Genomic DNA, 23434 nt, shown 5'->3' with positions numbered 1-23434 from the left:
CCCCTCCTTTAGCCCTGCACAAGACACACGCAAACGTTTTCGTTTATACTGCGCGCATCTTTTTCAGGGGGAATGTTATGACTCGTTTAGGAACTGCGCTGCGACCTGCAGCGACGCGTGTGATGCTGTTGGGATCGGGCGAACTGGGGAAAGAGGTCGCCATTGAATGTCAGCGTTTAGGTGTGGAAGTGATTGCCGTAGACCGTTACGCCGATGCCCCCGCCATGCACGTCGCCCATCGTTCTTATGTGATTAACATGCTGGATGGCGAAGCCCTGCGGGCACTGATTACGCAGGAGAAACCCGATTTCGTGGTCCCGGAAATTGAAGCCATCGCCACCGATACGCTGATCGCCCTTGAACAGGAAGGTCAGCGCGTGGTGCCCTGTGCCAAAGCGGCAAAACTGACCATGAACCGGGAAGGTATTCGTCGTCTGGCGGCGGAAGAACTGGGGCTTCCCACGTCGAGCTATCGGTTTGCTGGCGATAAATCCGCATTCCTGCAGGCTGTCGAGGAGATTGGCTACCCGTGCATCGTTAAACCCGTGATGAGCTCCTCCGGTAAAGGACAGAGCTTTATTCGCGACAGCAGCACGCTGGATAACGCATGGGATTATGCCCAGCAAGGTGGTCGTGCCGGAGCTGGCCGCGTGATTGTCGAAGGTGTCGTGAAATTTGATTTCGAGATCACCCTGTTGACCGTCAGCGCCATTGATGGCGTCCATTTCTGTGACCCAATTGGCCACCGTCAGGAAGATGGCGATTACCGTGAATCCTGGCAACCGCAGCAGATGAGTGCCCTGGCACTGGAACGTGCGCAGGCGATCGCCCGTAAAACCGTACTCGCGCTGGGCGGCTATGGCCTGTTTGGTGTAGAGCTTTTCGTCTGCGGAGATGAGGTTATTTTCAGCGAAGTCTCACCTCGCCCGCATGACACCGGCATGGTGACACTGATTTCGCAGGATCTCTCTGAGTTCGCCCTGCATGTACGCGCTTTCCTCGGCCTGCCTGTTGGTGGTATCCGTCAGTACGGCCCGGCCGCTTCCGCAGTGATCCTGCCGCAATTAACCAGCCAGAATGTCACGTTTGATAACGTCGACGGAGCAGTAGGTGCCGGGTTGCAGGTGCGTTTGTTCGGTAAACCGGAGATCGACGGCACGCGTCGGCTTGGCGTAGCATTAGCCACCGGAGATAACGTAGAAGACGCTGTGGCGAGAGCCAAAACAGCCGCCGCTGCAGTTAGCGTAACAGGATAAAAAAACGGGCCGAAAGGCCCGTTTTTCATGCTGCGAATAACTTACTGCTTCGCACCTTCAACCGCTTCACGAGCCAGTTTAGTAATGCGATCCCAGTCGCCCGCTTCCAGCGCATCCGCCGGAACCAGCCATGAACCACCGATGCACAGCACGCTTTTCAGTGCCAGGTAGTCACGGTAGTTAGCAGGAGAGATACCACCCGTCGGGCAGAAACGAACCTGCGCGAATGGACCCGCAATCGCCTGCAGCGCTTTGGTGCCGCCGTTCGCTTCTGCCGGGAAGAATTTGAACTCTTTCAGGCCGTAGTCCATGCCCAGCATCAGTTCAGATACGGTGCTGATACCTGGGATCAGAGGAATAGTGCCTTCGGTTGCCGCTTTCAGCAGAGGCTCAGTCAGGCCCGGGCTAATGGCGAACTGTGCGCCCGCTTCAGTCACTTCCGCCAGCTGCTGTGCATTCAGAACGGTACCCGCACCGACAATGGCGTCCGGCACTTCTTTAGCGATTGCGCGAATGGCATCCATCGCGCAGGCGGTGCGCAGGGTGACTTCCAGAACACGAACGCCACCGGCAACCAGCGCTTTCGCCATCGGTACCGCATGCTCCAGTTTATTTACCACGATAACTGGCACGACAGGGCCAGTGGTCATGATTGCTTCTGCACTTGTTTTCCAGTTTTTCATCAGTGTCTTCTCTCGCCAGATCGTTAAAATCAAGTCGTCTTAAAACGTAATACAGGTTGCGCCCTGCTCAGCACCAGAGAGTTTCTCACGCAGCGCACCAAACATTTCGCGCCCTGTCCCCACGCGCGATGCGCTCAGGTCAGGAATATGTGGCTTACGTGCCGCCAGCTCTGCGTCATCCACCAGCAGGGTTAACTCACCTGTCTGCCCGTTAACGCGGATCATGTCACCGTCACGCACTTTCGCCAGCAAACCACCGTCGTAAGCTTCAGGTGTCACGTGGATGGCTGAAGGCACTTTACCGGATGCGCCAGAGAGGCGTCCATCAGTTACCAGTGCAATTTTGAAACGGCGGTCCAATAATACACCAAGTGGTGGCATAAGTTTATGTAATTCTGGCATCCCGTTGGCTTTTGGCCCCTGATGGCGAACGACCACCACGCAGTCTTTATCCAGAAGACCGGCATCGAAGGCAGGTAATACGTCGTGCTGGCTTTCGAACACTACCGCTGGTGCTTCGATAATCTGATTCTCTTCCGGTACGGCAGAGGTCTTCATCACCGCGCGTCCGAGGTTGCCGCTCAGCACTTTGGTGCCACCATGAGGAGAGAACGGTTTGTCGATGGTGGCGATAACCTGTGCATCAAGAGAAGCATTCGCCCCTTCGCGCCAGTCCAGCTCGCCGTTATTCAGCCACGGCTCCTGGGTGTAACGTTGCAGACCAAAGCCCGCCACGGTATTCACATCTTCATGCAGCAGACCACCTTTCAGCAGCTCACGCATCAGCAGCGGTACACCGCCAGCGGCCTGGAAGTGGTTAATGTCAGCCGGGCCGTTCGGGTACAGACGCGCCATCAGCGGCACCACAGAAGAGATCTCGGAGAAATCATCCCAGTTAATCAGAATGCCCGCCGCACGAGCCATGGCCACCAGGTGCATGGTGTGGTTGGTTGACCCCCCCGTTGCCAGCAACGCGACAATGCCGTTAACGATGACTTTCTCGTCAACCATTTTGCCCATCGGCATCCATTCGTTGCCATTACCGGTCAAACGCGTCACCTGACGGGCAGCCGCTTCAGTCAACGCCTGGCGCAGTGGCGCATCCGGCTGGATAAAGGACGAGCCCGGAAGCTGCATCCCCATGAACTCGACGACCATCTGGTTCGTGTTAGCCGTGCCGTAGAAAGTACAGGTTCCCGGCGCATGGTAGGATGCGGCTTCTGCCTCCAGCAGCGCCTGACGGTCTGCTTTTCCTTCTGCATACAGCTGACGGATACGCACTTTCTCTTTGTTTGGCAGGCCGCTTGCCATCGGTCCGGATGGCACGAAGATCGCAGGCAGATGACCAAATGACAGAGCTGCCATCACCAGGCCAGGGACAATCTTGTCGCACACACCGAGATACAACGCGCCATCGAACATGTTGTGTGACAAGCCAACCGCCGCAGACATCGCAATCACTTCGCGGCTCAGCAGGGAAAGCTCCATCCCGTCCTGACCCTGCGTCACGCCGTCGCACATCGCCGGCACACCGCCCGCCACCTGGCCCACGGCATTCACGCTGTGCAGCGCTTTACGGATGATATTGGGATAGACCTCATACGGCTGGTGCGCAGAAAGCATATCGTTGTAGGAGGTAATGATAGCGATGTTGTTACGCAACATGCTTTTCAGCGAGGCTTTATCATCGGGTTGGCAGGCGGCGAAACCGTGTGCCAGGTTACCGCATGCCAGCTGAGAGCGGTGGACGGTGTTACTTTTAGCTTGTTCAATCCGGGCGAGGTAGGCCGAACGAGTCTCTTTCGAGCGTTCAATAATGCGTTGTGTTACGCGTAACAATGTCGGATTCATAAATGCTCCTCTAATTTATCTGTCCGTGCTCAGGAGTTTACAAAGTCGCTGGCAGTTGTTAACAACGCTGAAACGCTTGCTGTCCGGAGCTCAGGGGCAAAATCACTTCCGGCAGTGTAATAAAAAAAGCTCCGCGGGTGAATCCACACGGAGCTTAAAAGTTTAAAAATTGTGCCACTAGCTGTGTTAGATCATGTTACCGGTAAAATAACACTTTCGAGCCAGAGGATGACCTTACTCAAACTCGTTCCAGGAGCGGCCATCGCGGGTGATCATCGCCACAGATGCAACTGGCCCCCAGGTGCCTGCCTGATACGGTTTAGGTGCATCCTGATCGGCAGCCCAGGCTTCAGTAATAGAGTCAACCCATTTCCAGGCCTCTTCCACTTCGTCGCGGCGCACAAACAGCGCCTGGATACCGCGCATGGTTTCCAGCAGCAGGCGCTCATACGCGTCCGCAAGATGCGTCTGGTTGAAGGTTTCGGAGTAGCTCAGATCCAGTTTGGTGGTCTGCAGGTTGTGTTTGTGGTCAAGGCCAGGCACTTTGTTCAGGATCTGAATATCAACCCCTTCGTCCGGCTGCAGGCGAATGGTCAGTTTGTTCTGAGGCAGTTCCTGCCAGGACTCTTTGAACAGGTTCAGTTCCGGGTTTTTAAAGTAAACAACCACTTCGGAGCATTTGGCTGGCAGACGTTTACCGGTGCGCAGGTAGAACGGAACCCCCGCCCAGCGCCAGTCGTCGATGTCCACGCGGATCGCTACAAACGTCTCGGTGTTGCTGGACTTGTTTGCGCCCTCTTCTTCCAGATAGCCTGGCACTTTTTTGCCCTGCGCAAACCCGGCGGTGTACTGACCGCGAACAGTCTTCTCACGCACGTTGGAGCGGTCGATACGGCGCAGTGACTTCAGCACTTTCACTTTTGCGTCGCGGATGCTGTCAGCCGTCAGGTCAGACGGTGGAGACATAGCAATCATGCACAGAATTTGCAGCAGGTGGTTCTGGATCATGTCGCGCATCTGACCAGCCTGGTCAAAGTAACCCCAGCGCCCTTCAATCCCCACCTCTTCCGCCACGGTGATTTCCACGTGGTCGATAGTGCGGTTGTCCCAGTTGTTTACAAACAGGGAGTTAGCAAAACGCAGCGCCAGCAGGTTCAGGACTGTCTCTTTACCAAGATAGTGGTCAATACGGTAAACCTGGCACTCTTCAAAGAACTCGCCTACCTGATCGTTAATTTCGCGGGAGGTTGCCAGCGACGTACCCAGCGGCTTCTCCATCACCACGCGCGCCGGCTTGGCGTTCAGTTTGGCTTCGCCCAGACCTTTGCAGATGGCACCAAAGGTGCTTGGCGGCATGGCGAAATAGTTAATGGTGACACGATTTTTCTGATCCAGCATGTCGCCCAGGCGGGAAAACGCATTGATGTCGTTCACATCCAGGTTGCAGAAATCAAGGCGTCCGCTCAGCGTATCCCACAAACTTTCATCGATTTTCTCTTTCATGAACGTTTCGAGCGCTTCACGCACGACTTTGGTATAAGCGTCTTTGTCCCATTCGGCACGCCCTACACCCAGGATACGGGTATCCGGATGAAGTTGGCCTGCTTTTTCCAGTTGATACAGGGAAGGCAGCAATTTCCGGCGTGCAAGATCGCCTTTCGCGCCGAAAATGACCAGGTCACATGCCTGGGCTGTTTGCGTTACCGCCATGTCATTCTCCTCAGTTGGATCACCTGGTACTTCTGCCAGGTATCGTTGTAATTTTATTACAATGCACTGTACTGCTTTTACGTCATTCCCGAAACCATTAGCGCTTATCGCCACGTGCTTTACCGCGATTTTTCGGCATTCCGGTGATTTCGGAGGTGCAATGACGCAACAACCGCCGATTCTTTGCGCAACAAGGGCCCGGCAAAACCCGACGCCGATCAAGTAATGAAAAAAAACAACAACATTATCTTGTCGACTGTTACCCTTTATGGAAGCCACAGGGGTAATATCGGCTAAATCGAATCACGATTTCACCCATTTATGAAATCGTTTACACCCATGAGCGTCATGTTAACAATGAACATGCTGGAAAAAATCCAGTTTCAACTGGAACACCTTAGCAAATCCGAGCGAAAAGTGGCCGAAGTTATTCTCGCGTCTCCCGCTCAGGCGATTCATTCAAGCATCGCCGCTCTGGCGCAGGAAGCGAGTGTCAGCGAGCCAACGGTAAATCGCTTCTGCCGTAGCCTGGAAACGCGCGGCTTTCCTGATTTTAAACTGCATCTGGCACAAAGTCTGGCTAACGGCACACCTTATGTTAATCGTAATGTGGATGAAGACGACAGCGTTGATGCCTACACAGCGAAAATATTTGAGTCAGCCATGGCCACACTTGACCACGTCCGTCAGTGTCTGGATATGAGTTCGGTGAATCGTGCGGTGGATTTACTCACCCAGGCCAAGCGGATTGCATTCTTTGGTCTTGGGTCGTCGGCAGCTGTGGCGCACGATGCCATGAACAAATTCTTCCGCTTTAACGTGCCGGTTATTTATTCCGATGACATTGTGTTGCAACGCATGAGCTGTATGAATTGCAGTGAAGATGATGTCGTGGTACTGATTTCGCACACCGGACGTACCAAGAGCCAGGTGGAACTGGCCCAGCTGGCGCGTGAAAACGATGCCATGGTGATCGCTCTCACGACGGCAGGGACACCGCTGGCCCGTGAGGCGACACTTGCTATTACCCTCGACGTACCGGAAGACACCGATATCTATATGCCGATGGTCTCCCGTCTGGCGCAGCTCACGGTGATTGACGTGCTGGCGACCGGTTTTACCTTACGAAGGGGCGCAAAATTCAGAGATAACTTGAAGCGTGTCAAGGAAGCGCTTAAGGAATCGCGTTTTGATAAAGAATTGCTTATAAAGAGCGATGTTCCCTGATAGTTGATAACGAGACGTAACGAATAATTACGATGTAACGATTTACGGCATTCGGTCCGCTCTCTGCTGCCTTGCGGCAGATGAAGGTCGATTCAATGTTCACGCAACACCAAAGTTGTTTCAGTCAACGGAGTATTACATGTCCAGAAGGCTTCGCAGAACCAAGATCGTAACCACCTTAGGCCCGGCCACCGATCGCGATAATAACCTCGAGAAAATTATCGCCGCAGGTGCCAACGTGGTGCGTATGAACTTCTCTCACGGTACGCCAGAAGACCATAAATTACGTGCCGATAAAGTGCGTGAAATCGCAGCAAAACTGGGCCGCCATGTTGCCATCCTCGGCGATTTGCAAGGTCCTAAAATTCGTGTATCGACCTTTAAAGAAGGCAAAGTCTTCCTCAATATCGGCGATAAATTCCTGCTTGATGCTAACCTCGGCAAAGGTGAAGGCGATAAAGAGAAAGTCGGGATCGACTATAAAGGCCTGCCAGCTGACGTGGTGCCTGGCGATATCCTGCTGCTCGACGACGGTCGCGTACAGCTGAAAGTGCTGGAAGTTCAGGGCATGAAAGTGTTCACCGAAGTCACTGTAGGTGGCCCGCTCTCCAATAACAAAGGCATTAACAAACTTGGCGGCGGCCTCTCTGCGGAAGCGCTTACCGATAAAGACAAAGCGGATATCGTTACCGCAGCGCTGATCGGCGTTGACTACCTGGCCGTCTCCTTCCCACGCTGTGGTGAAGACCTGAACTATGCGCGCCGACTGGCACGTGATGCAGGTTGCGATGCCAAAATCGTCGCTAAAGTTGAACGCGCGGAAGCCGTTTGCGATCAGGACGCCATGGACGATGTGATTCTCGCCTCCGACGTAGTGATGGTTGCCCGTGGCGACCTGGGTGTGGAAATCGGCGACCCTGAGCTGGTGGGTATCCAGAAAGCGCTGATTCGTCGCGCACGTCAGCTGAACCGTGCGGTGATCACCGCCACTCAGATGATGGAATCCATGATCACCAACCCAATGCCAACTCGTGCGGAAGTCATGGACGTGGCCAACGCCGTGCTGGACGGTACCGATGCGGTTATGCTTTCAGCGGAAACCGCGGCAGGCCAGTATCCTGCAGAAACCGTGGCCGCCATGGCGCGCGTTTGTCTGGGTGCTGAGAAGATCCCAAGCATTAACGTCTCTAAACACCGTCTGGACGTTCAGTTCGACAACGTGGAAGAAGCGATTGCGATGTCCGCCATGTACGCTGCCAACCACCTGAAGGGCGTTACCGCGATCATCACCATGACCGAATCTGGCCGTACCGCGCTGATGACCTCCCGTATCAGTTCCGGCTTGCCTATCTTCGCCATGTCCCGACACGAGCGTACGCTGAACCTGACGGCGCTGTATCGCGGTGTTACCCCGGTTCACTTCGATAGCAGCAATGACGGCGTGGCTGCGGCACATGACGCCGTAAACCTGCTGCGCGACAAAGGCTATCTGGTATCCGGTGATATTGTCATCGTGACTCAGGGTGATGTGATGAGCACCATCGGCTCAACCAATACCACTCGCGTCATGACCGTCGAGTAAGTCAGTCTCTGTTAAAAAGCCCTCTCCTTTCAGAGAGGGCTTTTTTTATTTTGTTGGAAAAAGCTCTTTGCGTTTATACGGCTCTTTTTCGCCTGGCTTACGCGTTTTAAGCAGTTTCAGTATCCACGTATACTGCTCCGCATGCGGTCCCACCAGTATTTCCACCTCTTCGTTCATTCGACGCGCAATGGTGTTATCGTCTGCGGTGAGCAGATCATCCATCGGCGGGCGAACCTCAATACTCAGACGGTGGGTGTTGCCATCGTAAACCGGGAAAAGCGGAATAACACGGGCACGGCACACCTTCATCAGACGGCCAATCGCAGGCAGTGTCGCTTTGTAGGTCGCGAAGAAATCCACAAACTCACTGTGTTCCGGGCCGTGATCCTGATCCGGCAGATAGTAGCCCCAGTAGCCCTGACGGACGGACTGAATAAACGGCTTGATACCATCATTACGCGCATGAAGGCGACCACCAAAACGGCGACGTACTGTATTCCAGACGTAATCAAAGATCTTGTTGCCCTGATTATGGAACATTGCCGCCATTTTTTGTCCCTGCGACGCCATCAGCATAGCTGGAATATCAACACCCCAGCCGTGTGGAACGAGAAAAATGACCTTCTCGTTGTTGCGACGCATCTCATCGATGATTTCCAGACCTTTCCAGTCAACACGATCCATGACTTTTTCCGGCCCTTTCAGCGCCAGTTCAGCCATCATCGCCATCGCCTGTGGCGCAGTGGTATACATGGCATCAATAATGGCTTCCCGCTCTGCGTCGCTCTTTTCCGGGAAACAGTAGTAAAGATTAATTTGCGCACGGCGACGGGCACTTTTACCTAAGCGTCCTGCCAGGCGACCTATTTTACCCAGCACAGGATCGCGTACAGAGGCCGGTAACATCGCAATACCCGCAAATGCATAAACGCCAAGCCAGGCACCCCAGTTACGCGGGTGACGGAAAGATTTTTCAAACTCAGGAATGTACTCAATATTGTTTTTTTGGGTTTCCATGCTGGATCCAGGGTCTGATGACGCAAAATTTTATTCAGATAGTGTAGCGAGGCAGTCGTCCACGCACAAAAGAAAAAGCCGGCGCACACTGACACCGGCTTTTTTAACAACACAAAGGGCTTAGTTTAAGCTCAACTGCGGTATCACCTCTTTCACCTGCGCCAGGTAATCAGAACGATCTTTACCTGTCAGGCCTTCGGTGCGCGGCAGTTTCGCCGTCAGCGGGTTAACAGCTTGTTGGTTGATCCATACTTCATAGTGCAGGTGCGGGCCGGTAGAACGTCCGGTATTGCCTGAAAGCGCGATACGGTCACCACGTTTCACTTTTTGACCCGGTTTGACCAACAACTTGCGCAAGTGCATATAGCGAGTCGTGTAAGTACGACCATGGCGCACCGCAACATAGTAGCCTGCTGCTCCGCTGCGTTTAGCCATGACCACTTCACCATCACCCACAGCCAGTACCGGTGTACCCTGCGGCATCGCGAAATCAACGCCACGATGCGGTGCAACACGTCCGGTGACCGGGTTCAGACGGCGCGGATTGAAGTTAGAAGAAACGCGGAACTGTTTCGCCGTCGGGAAGCGCATGAAGCCTTTCGCAAGACCTGTGCCGCTGCGGTCATAGAACTTGCCGTCTTCAGCACGAATCGCGTAATAATCTTTGCCCTCTGAGCGCAAACGTACACCCAGCAGTTGGCTCTGCTCGCGCTTACCTTCCAGCATTTCGCGGGACATCAGGACGGAAAACTCATCACCTTTCTTCAGTTTGCGGAAATCCATCTGCCACTGCATGGCTTTGATGACAGAACTGATTTCAGCGCTGGTCAACCCTGCATCTCGGGCACTTGAAACAAAGCTTGCGCCCACAGTCCCTTTCATAACGCTGTTGACCCAGTCGCCCTTCTGCATTTCGCTGGTCATTTTGAAACCGTTTGCAGTACGTTCGTAGGTGCGGGTTTCGCGGCGAGACATTTCCCAGGTCAGACTCTGTAGATCGCCATCCGCCGTTAATGTCCATGAGAGCTGTTGCCCTATTTTCAGATTACGGAGATCTTTATCGGCCGCCGCCAGCTGGCTGATATTACCCATGTCGATGCCGTACTGGTTCAGTACGCTACTCAGCGTATCCCCGGTAGAAACAACGTATTCGTGCGTCCCTGCTTCGCTCTCGGTTTTATCGTCCAGTTCATCCTGCGGGATAGCTTCATCTTCCTGAGCCGCCTGGTCGATAGGCTCACTGGCTTCAGGCAGCAAAGAACGGATTTCGCTCTTTTCAAGCTCGATGGTTTTGATGATAGGGGCAGAACTCGGGTGGTAAACATAGGGCCGCCAGACGGCGACCGCTAAAGTGAGAACTGTAAGCGACCCCAGCATAACGCGATGGGGTCGAGGCAGATTGTTAAATGCCAGGGCGACAGAGCGGGCTATCTGTTGCACGTATTCACTTCCTCGTTAATCTCCTTTCAGGCAGCTCGCATACTGGTTCGCCAGTTGGCTGAGGAACTGCGAATAGCTCGCTTTGCTCAACTGGATATTCGTTCCTAGCGGGTCAAGGGTCCCCATGCGCACGGATGTCCCCCTGGCCACGGCTTCTACGACCGCTGGCCTGAACTGTGGCTCAGCAAAAACGCATGTCGCTTTTTGCTCAACCAACTGTGTTCTGATTTCATGTAAACGCTGCGCACCAGGCTGAATTTCAGGGTTGACGGTGAAGTGCCCCAGCGGGGTCAAACCGTAGTGTTTTTCGTAATAGCCATAGGCGTCATGAAAAACGAAATACCCTTTTCCTTTCAACGGTGCGAGCTCAGTACCTACCTGCTTATCGGTTGCGGCTAATTGTGCCTCAAAATCCTTCAGGTTGGCGTCTAGTTTGGCTCGACTTTGCGGCATAAGTTCCACTAATTTGTCATGGATTGCAACCGCTGAAAGCCGCGCTATCTCTGGGGATAACCAAAGATGCATGTTGTACTCGCCGTGATGGTGATCTCCATCACCTTTTTCGCCGTCTGCAGCATGATGGTCATGTTCGTCGCCGTCGTCATCCGCCCCTTTCATGAGCAACGGTTTCACGCCGGGGAGTTCGGCAATCGCGACCTGTTTTTCGTCAGCAACCTGTTTCGCTGACTTCTGCATAAACGCTTCCATTTCCGGGCCAATCCAGACGACTAAGTCCGCGTTTTGTAAGCGCTTTACATCTGACGGGCGCAGGGAATAGTCATGCTCGGATGCACCATCAGGGAGCAGAACCTGGGTTTCCGTTACCCCGTCTGCAATGGCAGATGCGATGAATCCAAGCGGTTTAAGCGAAGCGACAACCGCAGCGTTAACATCTTGTGCGGTTGTACCCCAAAGGGCAGCGGATAATGCTGCGAAAAGAAGCGTATTTTTATGTAACATAATGCGACTAATCATCGTAGTGAATGCGTGGAATGTGATATTATAACATTCGTTGACTTCTTCAAGCTTAAATTGACATGACGACATTGGTTTCTCTTGAAAATATTTCGGTCTCATTCGGGCAGCGCCGCGTCCTTTCTGACGTGTCGCTGGATCTGAAGCCCGGCAAAATTCTGACGTTGCTCGGCCCCAATGGTGCCGGCAAATCCACCCTGGTGCGCGTGGTGCTGGGTCTGGTCACACCCGATGAAGGCGTGATTAAGCGCGAGGAAAAATTGCGTATTGGCTATGTGCCGCAAAAACTCCACCTCGACGCCACATTACCGCTGACGGTCAGCCGCTTTCTGCGTCTGCGTCCCGGAACACGAAAAAACGATATTCTCCCGGCACTGAAACGCGTGCAGGCGGGTCATCTCATCGACGCGCCGTTGCAGAAACTTTCCGGGGGGGAAACCCAGCGTGTTTTACTTGCCCGTGCGTTGCTGAGTAGTCCCCAGTTACTGGTACTGGATGAACCTACCCAGGGGGTCGACGTTAATGGTCAGGTCGCACTTTATGATTTAATTGACCAACTGCGTCGGGAACTGAATTGTGCAGTACTGATGGTGTCCCATGACCTGCATCTGGTCATGGCAAAAACTGACGAAGTGCTGTGTCTCAACCACCATATTTGCTGCTCCGGCACGCCTGAAGTGGTGTCAATGCATCCGGAGTTTATCTCCATGTTTGGCCCGCGCGGTGCTGAGCAACTGGGCATTTATCGCCATCATCATAATCATCGCCATGATTTACAGGGACGAATTGTCCTGCGCCGGGGAAATGGACACTCATGATTGAACTGTTACTGCCCGGCTGGTTAGCCGGGATTATGCTTGCCTGTGCGGCGGGCCCGTTGGGCTCGTTTGTCGTGTGGCGCAGAATGTCCTATTTCGGTGATACGCTGGCGCATGCCTCTCTGCTGGGCGTCGCTTTTGGTCTGTTACTGAACGTCAATCCTTTCTATGCGGTGATTGTGGTCACGCTGCTCCTTGCCGCAGGTCTGGTCTGGCTGGAAAAACGCCCACACCTCGCCATTGATACGCTGCTTGGCATCATGGCGCACAGCGCCCTGTCGCTGGGTCTGGTGGTCGTGAGCCTGATGTCGAACATTCGCGTCGACCTGATGGCCTACCTGTTCGGCGACCTGCTGGCCGTGACGCCAGAAGATCTGATCTCTATCGCCATTGGTGTCGTCGTGGTGCTCGGCATTCTGCTCTGGCAGTGGCGTAATTTGCTGGCGATGACCGTAAGTCCGGATCTGGCGTTTGTTGATGGCGTGAAATTGCAGCGCGTGAAGTTACTGCTGATGCTGGTGACAGCGTTGACCATTGGTGTGGCGATGAAGTTTGTCGGAGCGCTGATTATTACCTCCCTTCTGATCATTCCGGCAGCAACAGCGCGCCGCTTTGCCCGCACGCCAGAACAGATGGCCGGCGTGGCCGTTCTCATTGGGATGGTTGCGGTAACGGGTGGGTTAACCTTCTCGGCGTTTTATGACACGCCTGCAGGGCCGTCTGTGGTGCTGTGTGCAGCGGTGTTATTTATTTTCAGTATGATGAAGAAGACGGCAAGTTGACATCGAGGGCGCTTATGCCCTCACCCTGGCCCTCTCCCTGTGGGAGAGGGAATTAAACATTATGGCATTGCCGGTGGGGTAATCCCGAAGTGATTCCACGCCCGCACCGTGGCCATGCGTCCACGCGGGGTACGTTGCAGGAAGCCCTGCTGGATCAAATACGGTTCGAGCACATCTTCAATTGTCTCGCGCTCTTCCCCGATTGCCGCCGCCAGGTTATCCAGCCCCACTGGCCCGCCAAAGAATTTGTCCAGCACCGCCAGTAGCAGCTTGCGATCCATGTAGTCAAAACCTTCAGCATCGACATTCAGCATATCCAGCGCCTGAGCAGCAATCTCGGCGGAAATGGAACCATCATGCTTCACTTCGGCAAAGTCACGCACGCGGCGCAGCAGGCGGTTAGCGATACGCGGTGTCCCGCGCGAGCGCTTCGCCACTTCAAACGCACCCTCTTCGCTCATCTCCAGCCCCATAAAGCGGGCGCTACGCCCAACGATGTGCTGAAGGTCCGCCACCTGGTAAAACTCCAGGCGCTGCACAATCCCGAAACGGTCTCGCAGTGGAGAGGTCAACGATCCGGCACGGGTTGTTGCGCCAATCAGGGTAAACGGTGGCAGATCGATCTTGATAGAGCGCGCTGCCGGGCCTTCACCGATCATGATATCCAGTTGGTAATCTTCCATCGCCGGATAGAGCACCTCTTCCACCACCGGCGACAGGCGGTGAATCTCATCAATAAACAGCACATCATGTGGTTCAAGGTTGGTTAGCATCGCTGCCAGATCGCCGGCTTTCTCCAGCACCGGGCCGGAGGTAGTACGCAGGTTGACGCCCATTTCATTGGCGACGATATTCGCCAGTGTGGTTTTCCCCAGTCCCGGAGGACCAAAAATCAGCAGGTGATCGAGCGCATCGCCACGCAGTTTTGCCGCCTGGATGAAAATCTCCATCTGAGAACGTACCTGCGGCTGGCCGATGTACTCATCAAGCAGTTTCGGGCGGATCGCACGATCCACCACGTCTTCAGCCTGAAGGGAGCCTGCCGATACCAGGCGATCTGCTTCAATCATCCTTTACCTCACAATGCAGCGCGCAGCGCTTCACGAATCAGGGTTTCACTGCTGGCGTCCGGTTTGGCGATTTTACTCACCATACGGCTGGCCTCCTGAGGTTTATAGCCCAGTGCCACCAGTGCAGCAACTGCTTCCTGCTCGGCGTCATCATCTGTCGCTGGCGCACCTGGCGAGGTCAGCACGAGGTCAGCCGCCGGGGTAAAGAGATCACCATGCAGCCCTTTAAAGCGGTCTTTCATTTCTACAATCAGGCGCTCGGCGGTTTTCTTACCAATACCCGGAAGCTTAATCAACGCTGCGGGATCTTCGCGCTCAACGGCATTTACGAACTGCTGGGCTGACATACCGGAGAGAATTGCCAGCGCCAGCTTCGGCCCGACGCCGTTGGTTTTAATCAGCTCGCGGAACAGTGTACGTTCCTGTTTGTTGTTGAAGCCGTACAGCAGCTGAGCATCTTCACGCACCACAAACTGAGTAAAGACAATCGCCTCTTTACCCGCGTCCGGCAGCTCGTAGAAGCAGGTCATCGGCATATGGACTTCATAGCCCACGCCACCCACTTCCAGCAGCACTAACGGGGGTTGTTTTTCAATGATGATGCCTCTGAGTCTGCCTATCACGTGACGCTCCTGCGTTCTGGAAAAATTAACTGCCGACATAATAAAAAAAGGCTGGATAAACATCCAGCCTGATTTTTCATTATCGTAACCTGCCTCGCGCCAGATTGAGCCGCGACTCGCTCATTTGCATCGCGTTCTGGCTGACATGACAGTGAGTAATCGCGATAGCCAGCGCATCCGCGGCGTCAGCCTGCGGGTCCGCGGGGAGCTTCAACAAGGTGCGCACCATATGTTGCACCTGGCTTTTCTCTGCGCTGCCAATCCCCACCACCGTCTGCTTGACCTGCCTTGCCGCGTATTCGAACACTGGCAAATTCTGGTTTACGGCAGCAACAATGGCCACACCGCGCGCCTGGCCGAGTTTTAATGCCGAATCAGCGTTTTTGGCCATAAAGACCTGTTCGATGGCGAAATAGTCTGGCTGGAACTGGGTGATAATTTCAGTCACACCTGCGTAGATCAGTTTCAGGCGTGACGGCAGATCATCCACTTTGGTGCGAATACACCCGCTGCCGAGATAGGTTAGCTGGCGTCCCACCTGACGGATAACGCCATAGCCGGTGACGCGTGAGCCGGGGTCAATCCCAAGGATAATCGACATCACGCGTCTCCCGTTAACGGTTTACACGCTCTCATCAGAGAGTCGCTGCAACCTCATCAGAGATTTCACCGTTGTGATACACTTCCTGCACGTCGTCGCAGTCTTCGAGCATATCGATCAGACGCAGCAGTTTCGGTGCAGTTTCTGCATCCATGTCCGCTTTGGTTGACGGGATCATAGACACTTCAGCGTTGTCTGCTTTCAGACCTGCCGCTTCCAGCGCGTCACGTACCGCACCCATCTCTTCCCACGCGGTGTAGACGTCAATTGCGCCATCATCGAAGGTCACAACGTCTTCTGCACCAGCTTCCAGTGCCGCTTCCATGATCACATCTTCGTCGCCTTTCTCGAAGGAGATCACGCCTTTCTTGCTGAACAGATAAGAAACGGAACCGTCAGTGCCCAGGTTACCACCGGTTTTGGTGAACGCGTGACGCACTTCGGCTACGGTACGGTTACGGTTGTCGGACAGACACTCAACCATGACCGCAGTACCGCCAGGGCCGTAACCTTCATAAATGATGGTTTCCATGTTCGCGTCTTCATCACCGCCCACGCCACGTGCGATTGCACGGTTCAGGGTGTCACGCGTCATGTTATTAGACAGCGCTTTATCAACCGCCGCGCGCAGACGCGGGTTAGAAGCCGGATCGCCACCGCCCAGACGTGCCGCTGTTACCAGCTCACGAATGATTTTGGTAAAGATTTTACCGCGTTTGGCATCCTGCGCCGCTTTACGGTGTTTGGTGTTGGCCCACTTACTATGACCTGCCATAAAAATATCCTCAAAGAGCGCGCCTTTTCAGGCTGCGTTAATTACAAATTCTTCAATCGCCTGCCGGTTGCTCCACGACTTGGTCAGAGCGGCGGCATCCGCCGCATTCACCCAGCGGTAGGTCAGGTGTTCGGTAAACACAACCTCACGTTCGTGGGGAAGTGCGAGACAGAACCACGATTCCGTATTCCGCTCGGTACCCGGCGCATAGCGATGACGTAAATGGCTAAAAATTTCAAACTCCACCGTGCGCTGACAGTCCTTCAGGGTCAGTTGCTCGTTGGCAACATCAATGGTGACCTCTTCCTTTACTTCACGCGCGGCGGCCTGCAGCGCGGTCTCCCCCTCTTCCAGACTGCCAGTTACCGACTGCCAGAAATCAGGGTCATCGCGCCGCTGCAACATCAGCACCCGCTTCGTGTCTTCTGCATAGATGACCACCAGGACCGAAACGGGCAGCTTATATGTCATATCAGTTTTTCTCTTCCTTCTTCACCACTTCAATGCCCAGCTCGGCCAGAGAGGCCGGGTTAGCAAAACTTGGTGCTTCGGTCATCAGACACGCCGCGGCAGTGGTTTTCGGGAAGGCAATAACATCACGAATGTTATCGGTACCGGTCAGCAGCATGGTCAGACGGTCAAGACCGAAGGCCAGACCCGCGTGCGGAGGTGTACCGTATTTCAGGGCGTCCAGCAGGAAGCCGAATTTCTCGCGCTGCTCCTGCTCATTGATGCCCAGAATACCGAACACGGTCTGCTGCATGTCACCGCTATGAATACGCACTGAACCACCGCCCACTTCGTAGCCGTTGATGACCATATCGTAAGCGTTCGCCACCGCGTCTTCCGGTGCGGCTTTCAACTCTGCGGCCATCATGTCTTTCGGCGAGGTGAACGGGTGGTGCATTGCAGTCAGGCCGCCTTCACCGTCGTCTTCAAACATTGGGAAGTCGATAACCCACAGCGGTGCCCATTTGTTCTCGTCGGTCAGGTTCAGGTCTTTACCAAGTTTCAGACGCAGTGCGCCCATCGCATCGGCAACCACTTTCTTGTTGTCCGCGCCGAAGAAGATCATATCGCCGTCCTGTGCGCCAGTGCGCTCAAGGATCGCTTCCACGATGTCCGCGTTCAGGAACTTCGCGACCGGGCTGGTGATACCTTCCAGACCTTTTGCACGCTCGGTGACTTTAATATAGGCCAGACCTTTCGCGCCGTAGATCTTGATGAAGTTACCGTAGTCGTCAATCTGCTTACGGCTCAGTGCCGCACCGCCAGGTACACGCAGCGCAGCTACGCGACCTTTGACATCGTTAGCCGGGCCAGCAAATACCGCGAACTCAACGGATTTAACCAGATCAGCAACGTCCACCAGCTCCATCGGGTTACGCAGGTCAGGTTTGTCAGAACCGTAGCGACGCTCGGCTTCAGCGAAGGTCATAATTGGGAAATCGCCCAGTTCAACGCCTTTCACGTCGTTCCACAGGCTACGCACCAGAGCTTCCATCACTTCACGCACCTGCTCAGCGGTCATGAAGGAGGTTTCCACATCGATCTGAGTAAATTCTGGCTGGCGGTCAGCACGCAGGTCTTCGTCACGGAAGCATTTTACGATCTGATAGTAGCGATCGAAGCCGGACATCATCAGCAACTGTTTGAACAGCTGTGGAGACTGTGGCAGTGCGTAGAATTTACCTTTATGCACGCGGGATGGGACCAGGTAATCGCGCGCGCCTTCCGGCGTGGCTTTGGTCAGCATCGGGGTTTCGATATCCAGGAAACCGTGGTCATCCATAAAGCGACGCACCAGACTGGTGATTTTCGCGCGGGTTTTCAGGCGCTGTGCCATTTCCGGGCGACGCAGATCCAGATAGCGGTACTTCAGACGCGCTTCTTCAGTGTTGACGTGGTTAGAGTCCAGCGGCAGCGCTTCAGCACGGTTAATGATCACCAGATCGGACGCCAGCACTTCAATTGCGCCGGTCGCCATGTCTGCGTTGACGTTTTTCTCGTCACGCGCACGAACAGTGCCGGTGACCTGAATGCAGAACTCATTACGCAGCTCAGAAGCCAGTTTCAACGCATCTGCGCGATCCGGATCGAAGAACACCTGAACGATACCTTCGCGGTCACGCATATCAATGAAGATAAGGCTACCAAGATCACGACGGCGGTTGACCCAACCACACAGGGTTACCTGCTGTCCAACGTGGGACTGACGCAGCTGCCCGCAATATTCTGTACGCATGAGATATCCCTTAATTAGCCGCAGGCTAAATGTCGCCTGGTATGCAGGCTACTATGTCGCAGCTTTCTGTATGTCACAACTGGATGAAAAAAGGCGGCTATTATACTGGAAATTCCGCCGGACGATAAGAGCGAACCACGGCCTGACGGTCGTTTGCTGCTCTCTTATTGCGCATTCTCACAAAAATTAACAAAATTATCCGACCGGTAACAGGCCATCACGTCGTATGGTGTAGCGGAAGTGATTAATTTAACTGGAGTGACTATGTTAACACTCGATACCAGCAAAACCGCGCTTGTCGTCATTGATTTACAGGAAGGTATCCTGCCCTTTGCCGGAGGCCCCCACACCGCAAATGATGTGGTCAGCCGCGCCGCTCGCCTGGCGGAAAAATGCCGCACAAGCGGAGCGCCTGTTGTCATGGTGCGCGTCGGCTGGTCCGCCGATTTTGCCGAAGCCTTAAAACAGCCCGTCGATGCGCAGATTGCGGCGCATTCGCTACCGGAAAACTGGTGGACGTATCCGGTCTCACTCGGCAAACGTGACAGTGATATCGAAGTGACTAAACGCCAGTGGGGCGCGTTTTACGGTACCGATCTGGAGCTGCAGCTGCGCCGTCGCGGAATCGACACCATCATTCTTTGTGGCATTTCCACCAACATCGGCGTGGAATCTACCGCCCGCAACGCGTGGGAACTGGGCTTTAACCTTGTGATTGCCGAAGATGCCTGCAGCGCGGCCTCCGCGGAACAGCACCAGGGTAGTATGACTCACATCTTCCCGCGCATCGGCCGTGTGCGCAGCACTGACGAGATTTTAAACGCGTTATGATGTATGTGGGTCTGCCCCAATGGTCGCACCCGAAATGGGTGCGCCTTGGCATCACCAGCCTTGAGGAGTATGCCCGACACTTCAATTGCGTCGAGGGTAACACCACGCTGTATGCACTACCCAAAGCAGAGATTGTTGAACGCTGGCGTGAGCAAACAACCGATGATTTCCGCTTCTGCTTTAAGTTTCCGGCAACCATCTCCCATAACGCGGCCCTGCGTCACTGCGATGATTTGACCACCGAGTTCTTGAGCAGAATGTCGCCGCTGGCAAACCGCATAGGTCAGTACTGGCTGCAGCTTCCCGCCGTCTTTGGCCCACGCGATCTGCCCGCGCTCTGGCAGTTTCTGGATACACTACCCAGGGAATTTACCTATGGCGTAGAAGTCAGGCATCCTGCATTTTTTGCCAAAGGTGAAGAAGAGAAAGCGCTCAATCGCGGTCTGCTTGAGCGCTCAGTCAACCGTGTGATCCTCGACAGCCGTCCGGTACACAGCGCCATTCCACATAGCGAAGCCATCATTGATGCGCAGCGCAAAAAGCCCAAAGTGCCTGTTCATGCCATCGTGACGGCTCATCACCCTATGGTCAGGTTTATCGGCAGCGATAACATGCAGCAAAATCAGGAGATGTTCGCCGTCTGGCTGCAAAAATTAGCGACATGGGAACAAACCACCACGCCATATCTTTTCCTGCACACCCCGGATATCGCACAGGCACCTGAACTGGTCGATGCTCTCTGGCAGACCTTGCAGGCTGCGGTACCGTCCGTGGGCAGCGCCCCCGTCATCCCACAACAATCTTCTCTTTTCTGATATCACCCCCTATCATAGTAAAGTGCCATCTGCCAAAAAACAGGGAGTTTGTATGGTCAGCGCGCTGTATGCGGTGTTAGGTGCATTGCTACTGATTAAGTTTTCATTTGATGTTGTGCGCCTCAGAATGCAGTACCGCGTCTCTTACGGTGACGGCGGTTTTTCCGAGCTACAAAGCGCTATCCGCATTCACGGCAATGCGGTCGAATACATCCCGGTGGCGTTAATTTTGCTGCTGTTTATGGAGATGAATGGCGCAGAAACCTGGATGGTGCACATCTGTGGCCTGCTTCTGCTTGCCGGCCGGCTAATGCATTATTACGGTTTTCACCACCGTCTGTTTCGCTGGCGTCGTTCCGGCATGAGTGCGACGTGGTGTTCACTTTTGCTGATGGTGCTGGCTAACCTTTGGTATATGCCGTGGGAGTTGGTTTTCTCCTTCCATTAGCGCACAATACGCCACTTTATTTTTCCCGGACTTTTTACGTTATGTCAGATCGCGACACGCTTTTTTCCGCGCCTATCGCCAGCCTGGGCGACTGGACCTTCGATGAACGGGTAGCCGAAGTCTTCCCGGATATGATCCAGCGCTCTGTTCCCGGTTATTCCAATATTGTCTCTATGATCGGCATGCTGGCTGAGCGCTTCGTTCAACCCGGCACGAAGGTCTATGACCTGGGCTGTTCGCTTGGCGCGGCAACGCTGTCGGTACGTCGTAACGTTCACCACGAAGGCTGCCGGATCATTGCCGTGGATAATTCCCCGGCCATGGTTGAACGCTGCCGTCGCCATATTGATGCTTACAAAGCCCCTACCCCGGTGGACGTCGTGGAGGGTGACATCCGTGAGATTGAGATCAATAACGCGTCGATGGTGGTACTGAATTTTACCCTGCAGTTCCTGGTGCCCGAAGACCGTCAGCTACTGCTGGACAAAATTTATCAGGGTCTGAACCCTGGCGGCGCGCTGGTTCTTTCCGAAAAATTCAGCTTTGAAGACGCCGAGGTTGGTGAGTTGCTGTTCAACATGCACCACGATTTCAAACGTGCGAACGGTTACAGTGAGCTGGAGATCAGTCAGAAGCGCAGCATGCTCGAAAATGTCATGCTGACGGACTCTGTAGAGACCCATAAAGCGCGTCTGCGTCAGGCAGGATTTGAACATAGTGAACTGTGGTTCCAGTGTTTCAACTTTGGTTCCCTGGTGGCACTGAAAGCGGGGGTTCCTGCATGATCGAGTTCGGCAACTTCTATCAGTTGATTGCGAAAAACCACCTTTCCCACTGGCTGGAAACCCTGCCGGCTCAGATTGCCACCTGGCAGCGCGATCAACAGCACGGCCTGTTAAAGCAGTGGTCAAATGCAGTGGAGTTTCTGCCTGAACTGACACCTCACCGTCTGGATCTGCTGCATAGCGTGACGGCAGAAAGCGAAGAGCCTCTTTCTGCCGGGCAGACTAACCGCATCGAAACGTTGATGCGAAACCTGATGCCATGGCGCAAAGGACCGTTTTCACTATACGGTGTGAACATCAATACCGAATGGCGTTCAGACTGGAAATGGGATCGCGTTCTGCCGCATCTGTCCGATCTGACCGGGCGTACAATTCTGGATGTGGGCTGCGGCAGTGGTTACCACATGTGGCGCATGATTGGCGCAGGGGCACATCTGGCAGTGGGTATTGACCCGATGCAGCTGTTCCTGTGCCAGTTTGAAGCAGTGCGTAAATTGCTGGGTAACGACCAGCGTGCACACCTGTTGCCGTTGGGCATTGAGCAACTGCCGGCCCTGAAAGCCTTTGATACCGTGTTTTCCATGGGCGTGCTGTACCACCGCCGTTCCCCACTGGAGCACCTATGGCAGCTTAAAGATCAACTGGTCAGCGGCGGCGAACTGGTGCTGGAAACGCTGGTTATCGAAGGCGATGAGAATGCGGTTCTGGTGCCGGGTGACCGTTACGCGCAAATGCGTAATGTCTACTTCATCCCTTCCGCACTGGCACTGAAAAACTGGCTGGAGAAGTGCGGGTTTGTGGATGTACGCATTGCAGATGTCTGCGTGACGTCTATCGAAGAACAGCGCCGCACCGACTGGATGATTACCGAATCGCTGGAGCAATTCCTCGACCCGGCTGATCACAGCAAAACCGTTGAAGGCTATCCTGCGCCGATGCGTGCGGTGTTGATTGCCACAAAGCCGTAGCCTTAGCCGGTCTACTCCTGCTTTGCAGGACCTGGCGCAGGAGAAAAAAAGGCCCCTGTTGAAATTGCAGGGGCCTGGTACAAGCAAGCATCATATTGGGCGACATGATGCGCGGTAAAAATCGGTACGTTGCTACACGTGATGACGCTCAATCAGCGACTTCATTTCCGCAACCGACTCTCCCTCTACACCGTAGCGTGAATACTCATCCGCTTCAGCATCTGTCGACATTGACAACCCTGTATTGCGATAACGCATGGGAGACGGCATCCACTTGCCTGCCGAGCTGTGAAGCTCCTCTACCCCGGCGTTTAAAAACCGTTCCAGATTGCTGGCACGGACACCCGCACCCGCCATTATTATTGGAACACCAGAATGGGCTTTTAGTTCCGTAATTAATTGCAGACCTTTTTCCGCAGAGGACTGCTGCCCCGATGTCAGAATGCGCGCCACACCCAGTTCGGCAAGCGTATCAAATGCTTGCAGGGGGTCTTTGCACATATCAAATGCACGATGAAAAGTCACTGCCATCCCTTTTGCAGCATCCATGACCTGGCGCATACGTGGCATATCGACCTGACCGTCTTCATCAAGCAACCCGATAACCAGCCCGGGGAATCCCAGTTCGCGAACCAGAGTGATATCTTCAAGCATGGCACTGAACTCGCCCGACGTGTAACAAAAATCGCCGCCGCGAGGACGAATAATCGGGTGAACGGGAATAGTGACGGCCTGACGGGCAGACTTCAACATGCCGTAGGATGGCGTCAGCCCGCCCTCTTTGGGTGCCGCACACAGTTCGATGCGGTCAGCACCGTGTTTTTGCGCAGTCACGGCACACTCCACGCTGTAACAACAAATCTCCAGCAGCGCCATTTAATCCTCCTGAAATCCCACTAAACGAATCATCATGACACGCCGCTAATTTTTAG

23 protein-coding genes are annotated in these 23434 nt (G+C 54.3%); 10 read left to right on the top strand and 13 right to left on the bottom strand.

The features are described from left to right. The first annotated feature begins 77 nt into the window (after positions 1–77). Entirely contained in the window at positions 78–1256 is a 1179-nt protein-coding gene (gene purT, locus V6E55_RS00545) for a formate-dependent phosphoribosylglycinamide formyltransferase (protein WP_129995545.1), read from the top strand. A 41-nt stretch (positions 1257–1297) separates the two neighbouring features. Here purT and kdgA read toward each other — a convergent pair whose 3' ends face one another. The 3 genes from kdgA to zwf form a co-directional block, all read right to left on the bottom strand. Next, a complete protein-coding gene (gene kdgA, locus V6E55_RS00540; RefSeq protein ID WP_129995544.1) occupies positions 1298–1939 on the bottom strand; it encodes a bifunctional 4-hydroxy-2-oxoglutarate aldolase/2-dehydro-3-deoxy-phosphogluconate aldolase in 642 nt (213 codons plus the stop codon). Positions 1940–1978: 39 nt separating this feature from the next. Continuing rightward, a complete protein-coding gene (gene edd, locus V6E55_RS00535; protein WP_028018639.1) occupies positions 1979–3790 on the bottom strand; it encodes a phosphogluconate dehydratase in 1812 nt (603 codons plus the stop codon). A 234-nt stretch (positions 3791–4024) separates the two neighbouring features. Beyond that, positions 4025–5500, bottom strand: a complete 1476-nt coding sequence (zwf, locus tag V6E55_RS00530) for a glucose-6-phosphate dehydrogenase (protein WP_129995543.1) — start codon at positions 5498–5500, stop codon at positions 4025–4027. A 357-nt stretch (positions 5501–5857) separates the two neighbouring features. Here zwf and V6E55_RS00525 point away from each other — a divergent pair, with 357 nt between their 5' ends. Further along, complete coding sequence (locus V6E55_RS00525) at positions 5858–6727, top strand: MurR/RpiR family transcriptional regulator (RefSeq protein WP_114977444.1); 870 nt, start codon at positions 5858–5860, stop codon at positions 6725–6727. Between the two features lie 139 nt (positions 6728–6866). Then, a complete protein-coding gene (gene pyk / locus V6E55_RS00520; RefSeq protein WP_114976895.1) occupies positions 6867–8309 on the top strand; it encodes a pyruvate kinase in 1443 nt (480 codons plus the stop codon). 45 nt (positions 8310–8354) lie between these two features. On the opposite strand, the gene lpxM is transcribed toward pyk, so the two are convergent. The 3 genes from lpxM to znuA form a co-directional block, all read right to left on the bottom strand. Then, positions 8355–9326, bottom strand: coding sequence for a lauroyl-Kdo(2)-lipid IV(A) myristoyltransferase (gene lpxM, locus V6E55_RS00515; RefSeq protein ID WP_028018636.1), 972 nt, complete (start codon positions 9324–9326; stop codon positions 8355–8357). Between the two features lie 120 nt (positions 9327–9446). Next, positions 9447–10766, bottom strand: coding sequence for a murein DD-endopeptidase MepM (gene mepM / locus V6E55_RS00510; RefSeq protein ID WP_114976893.1), 1320 nt, complete (start codon positions 10764–10766; stop codon positions 9447–9449). A 15-nt stretch (positions 10767–10781) separates the two neighbouring features. Beyond that, a complete protein-coding gene (gene znuA / locus V6E55_RS00505) occupies positions 10782–11726 on the bottom strand; it encodes a zinc ABC transporter substrate-binding protein ZnuA (protein WP_316942036.1) in 945 nt (314 codons plus the stop codon). 77 nt (positions 11727–11803) lie between these two features. On the opposite strand from znuA, the gene znuC reads away from it, so the two are divergent. Further along, positions 11804–12559 (top strand): zinc ABC transporter ATP-binding protein ZnuC, encoded by a 756-nt coding sequence (znuC, locus tag V6E55_RS00500; RefSeq protein WP_316941920.1) that lies wholly within the window; start codon positions 11804–11806, stop codon positions 12557–12559. Further along, positions 12556–13341: a zinc ABC transporter permease subunit ZnuB gene (gene znuB, locus V6E55_RS00495; protein WP_114976890.1), complete on the top strand. Its 786-nt coding sequence runs from the start codon at positions 12556–12558 to the stop codon at positions 13339–13341. Before znuC ends, znuB begins: the two co-directional genes overlap by 4 nt. A gap of 59 nt (positions 13342–13400) precedes the next feature. Here znuB and ruvB read toward each other — a convergent pair whose 3' ends face one another. From ruvB to aspS, 6 genes are all read right to left on the bottom strand, one after another. Then, positions 13401–14411 (bottom strand): Holliday junction branch migration DNA helicase RuvB, encoded by a 1011-nt coding sequence (gene ruvB, locus V6E55_RS00490; RefSeq protein ID WP_114980176.1) that lies wholly within the window; start codon positions 14409–14411, stop codon positions 13401–13403. Between the two features lie 8 nt (positions 14412–14419). After that, complete coding sequence (ruvA, locus tag V6E55_RS00485; RefSeq protein WP_025756925.1) at positions 14420–15034, bottom strand: Holliday junction branch migration protein RuvA; 615 nt, start codon at positions 15032–15034, stop codon at positions 14420–14422. Between the two features lie 79 nt (positions 15035–15113). Continuing rightward, complete coding sequence (gene ruvC / locus V6E55_RS00480; protein ID WP_316941919.1) at positions 15114–15635, bottom strand: crossover junction endodeoxyribonuclease RuvC; 522 nt, start codon at positions 15633–15635, stop codon at positions 15114–15116. 34 nt (positions 15636–15669) lie between these two features. Beyond that, positions 15670–16410, bottom strand: coding sequence for a YebC/PmpR family DNA-binding transcriptional regulator (locus tag V6E55_RS00475; RefSeq protein ID WP_028018629.1), 741 nt, complete (start codon positions 16408–16410; stop codon positions 15670–15672). 27 nt (positions 16411–16437) lie between these two features. After that, complete coding sequence (gene nudB / locus V6E55_RS00470) at positions 16438–16881, bottom strand: dihydroneopterin triphosphate diphosphatase (protein WP_114980175.1); 444 nt, start codon at positions 16879–16881, stop codon at positions 16438–16440. A gap of 1 nt (position 16882) precedes the next feature. Next, positions 16883–18655, bottom strand: coding sequence for an aspartate--tRNA ligase (gene aspS / locus V6E55_RS00465; RefSeq protein ID WP_316941918.1), 1773 nt, complete (start codon positions 18653–18655; stop codon positions 16883–16885). 264 nt (positions 18656–18919) lie between these two features. Here aspS and V6E55_RS00460 point away from each other — a divergent pair, with 264 nt between their 5' ends. From V6E55_RS00460 to cmoB, 5 genes are read left to right on the top strand one after another with little or no spacing between them, the layout of a single operon-like run. Beyond that, on the top strand, positions 18920–19486 hold the full coding sequence (locus tag V6E55_RS00460) for a hydrolase (protein WP_114980173.1): 567 nt from the start codon (positions 18920–18922) through the stop codon (positions 19484–19486). Continuing rightward, complete coding sequence (locus V6E55_RS00455) at positions 19483–20301, top strand: DUF72 domain-containing protein (RefSeq protein WP_316941917.1); 819 nt, start codon at positions 19483–19485, stop codon at positions 20299–20301. Before V6E55_RS00460 ends, V6E55_RS00455 begins: the two co-directional genes overlap by 4 nt. Positions 20302–20353: 52 nt before the next feature. After that, positions 20354–20749: an MAPEG family protein gene (locus V6E55_RS00450; RefSeq protein ID WP_114980171.1), complete on the top strand. Its 396-nt coding sequence runs from the start codon at positions 20354–20356 to the stop codon at positions 20747–20749. A gap of 41 nt (positions 20750–20790) precedes the next feature. Continuing rightward, positions 20791–21534: a carboxy-S-adenosyl-L-methionine synthase CmoA gene (gene cmoA, locus V6E55_RS00445; protein ID WP_114980170.1), complete on the top strand. Its 744-nt coding sequence runs from the start codon at positions 20791–20793 to the stop codon at positions 21532–21534. Further along, positions 21531–22502: a tRNA 5-methoxyuridine(34)/uridine 5-oxyacetic acid(34) synthase CmoB gene (gene cmoB / locus V6E55_RS00440; RefSeq protein ID WP_114980169.1), complete on the top strand. Its 972-nt coding sequence runs from the start codon at positions 21531–21533 to the stop codon at positions 22500–22502. Before cmoA ends, cmoB begins: the two co-directional genes overlap by 4 nt. A 132-nt stretch (positions 22503–22634) precedes the next feature. Here the strand turns inward: cmoB and cutC are convergent, their stop codons facing one another. Next, a complete protein-coding gene (gene cutC, locus V6E55_RS00435) occupies positions 22635–23378 on the bottom strand; it encodes a copper homeostasis protein CutC (RefSeq protein WP_114980168.1) in 744 nt (247 codons plus the stop codon). Positions 23379–23434: the final 56 nt, after the last annotated feature.

Origin of the sequence: Enterobacter sp. 342 (assembly GCF_036663495.1) — a bacterium.
Lineage (GTDB): Bacteria > Pseudomonadota > Gammaproteobacteria > Enterobacterales > Enterobacteriaceae > Enterobacter.
Note: the sequence above shows the minus strand (reverse complement) of the source record. Positions and strands in the feature narration are given on the sequence as shown.

Bases quoted from the DNA above. Each gene is read 5' to 3' on its own strand.
- ruvB (WP_114980176.1), bottom strand. From the start codon at position 14,411: ATGATTGAAGCAGATCGCCTGGTATCGGCAGGCTCCCTTCAGGCTGAA.
- V6E55_RS00455 (WP_316941917.1), top strand. From the start codon at position 19,483: ATGATGTATGTGGGTCTGCCCCAATGGTCGCACCCGAAATGGGTGCGC.
- purT (WP_129995545.1), top strand. From the start codon at position 78: ATGACTCGTTTAGGAACTGCGCTGCGACCTGCAGCGACGCGTGTGATG.
- ruvC (WP_316941919.1), bottom strand. From the start codon at position 15,635: ATGTCGATTATCCTTGGGATTGACCCCGGCTCACGCGTCACCGGCTAT.
- cmoA (WP_114980170.1), top strand. From the start codon at position 20,791: ATGTCAGATCGCGACACGCTTTTTTCCGCGCCTATCGCCAGCCTGGGC.
- aspS (WP_316941918.1), bottom strand. From the start codon at position 18,655: ATGCGTACAGAATATTGCGGGCAGCTGCGTCAGTCCCACGTTGGACAG.
- pyk (WP_114976895.1), top strand. From the start codon at position 6,867: ATGTCCAGAAGGCTTCGCAGAACCAAGATCGTAACCACCTTAGGCCCG.
- znuC (WP_316941920.1), top strand. From the start codon at position 11,804: ATGACGACATTGGTTTCTCTTGAAAATATTTCGGTCTCATTCGGGCAG.
- cmoB (WP_114980169.1), top strand. From the start codon at position 21,531: ATGATCGAGTTCGGCAACTTCTATCAGTTGATTGCGAAAAACCACCTT.
- V6E55_RS00460 (WP_114980173.1), top strand. From the start codon at position 18,920: ATGTTAACACTCGATACCAGCAAAACCGCGCTTGTCGTCATTGATTTA.
- edd (WP_028018639.1), bottom strand. From the start codon at position 3,790: ATGAATCCGACATTGTTACGCGTAACACAACGCATTATTGAACGCTCG.
- znuB (WP_114976890.1), top strand. From the start codon at position 12,556: ATGATTGAACTGTTACTGCCCGGCTGGTTAGCCGGGATTATGCTTGCC.
- lpxM (WP_028018636.1), bottom strand. From the start codon at position 9,326: ATGGAAACCCAAAAAAACAATATTGAGTACATTCCTGAGTTTGAAAAA.
- kdgA (WP_129995544.1), bottom strand. From the start codon at position 1,939: ATGAAAAACTGGAAAACAAGTGCAGAAGCAATCATGACCACTGGCCCT.
- V6E55_RS00475 (WP_028018629.1), bottom strand. From the start codon at position 16,410: ATGGCAGGTCATAGTAAGTGGGCCAACACCAAACACCGTAAAGCGGCG.
- V6E55_RS00450 (WP_114980171.1), top strand. From the start codon at position 20,354: ATGGTCAGCGCGCTGTATGCGGTGTTAGGTGCATTGCTACTGATTAAG.
- nudB (WP_114980175.1), bottom strand. From the start codon at position 16,881: ATGACATATAAGCTGCCCGTTTCGGTCCTGGTGGTCATCTATGCAGAA.
- V6E55_RS00525 (WP_114977444.1), top strand. From the start codon at position 5,858: ATGAACATGCTGGAAAAAATCCAGTTTCAACTGGAACACCTTAGCAAA.
- cutC (WP_114980168.1), bottom strand. From the start codon at position 23,378: ATGGCGCTGCTGGAGATTTGTTGTTACAGCGTGGAGTGTGCCGTGACT.
- znuA (WP_316942036.1), bottom strand. From the start codon at position 11,726: ATGTTACATAAAAATACGCTTCTTTTCGCAGCATTATCCGCTGCCCTT.
- zwf (WP_129995543.1), bottom strand. From the start codon at position 5,500: ATGGCGGTAACGCAAACAGCCCAGGCATGTGACCTGGTCATTTTCGGC.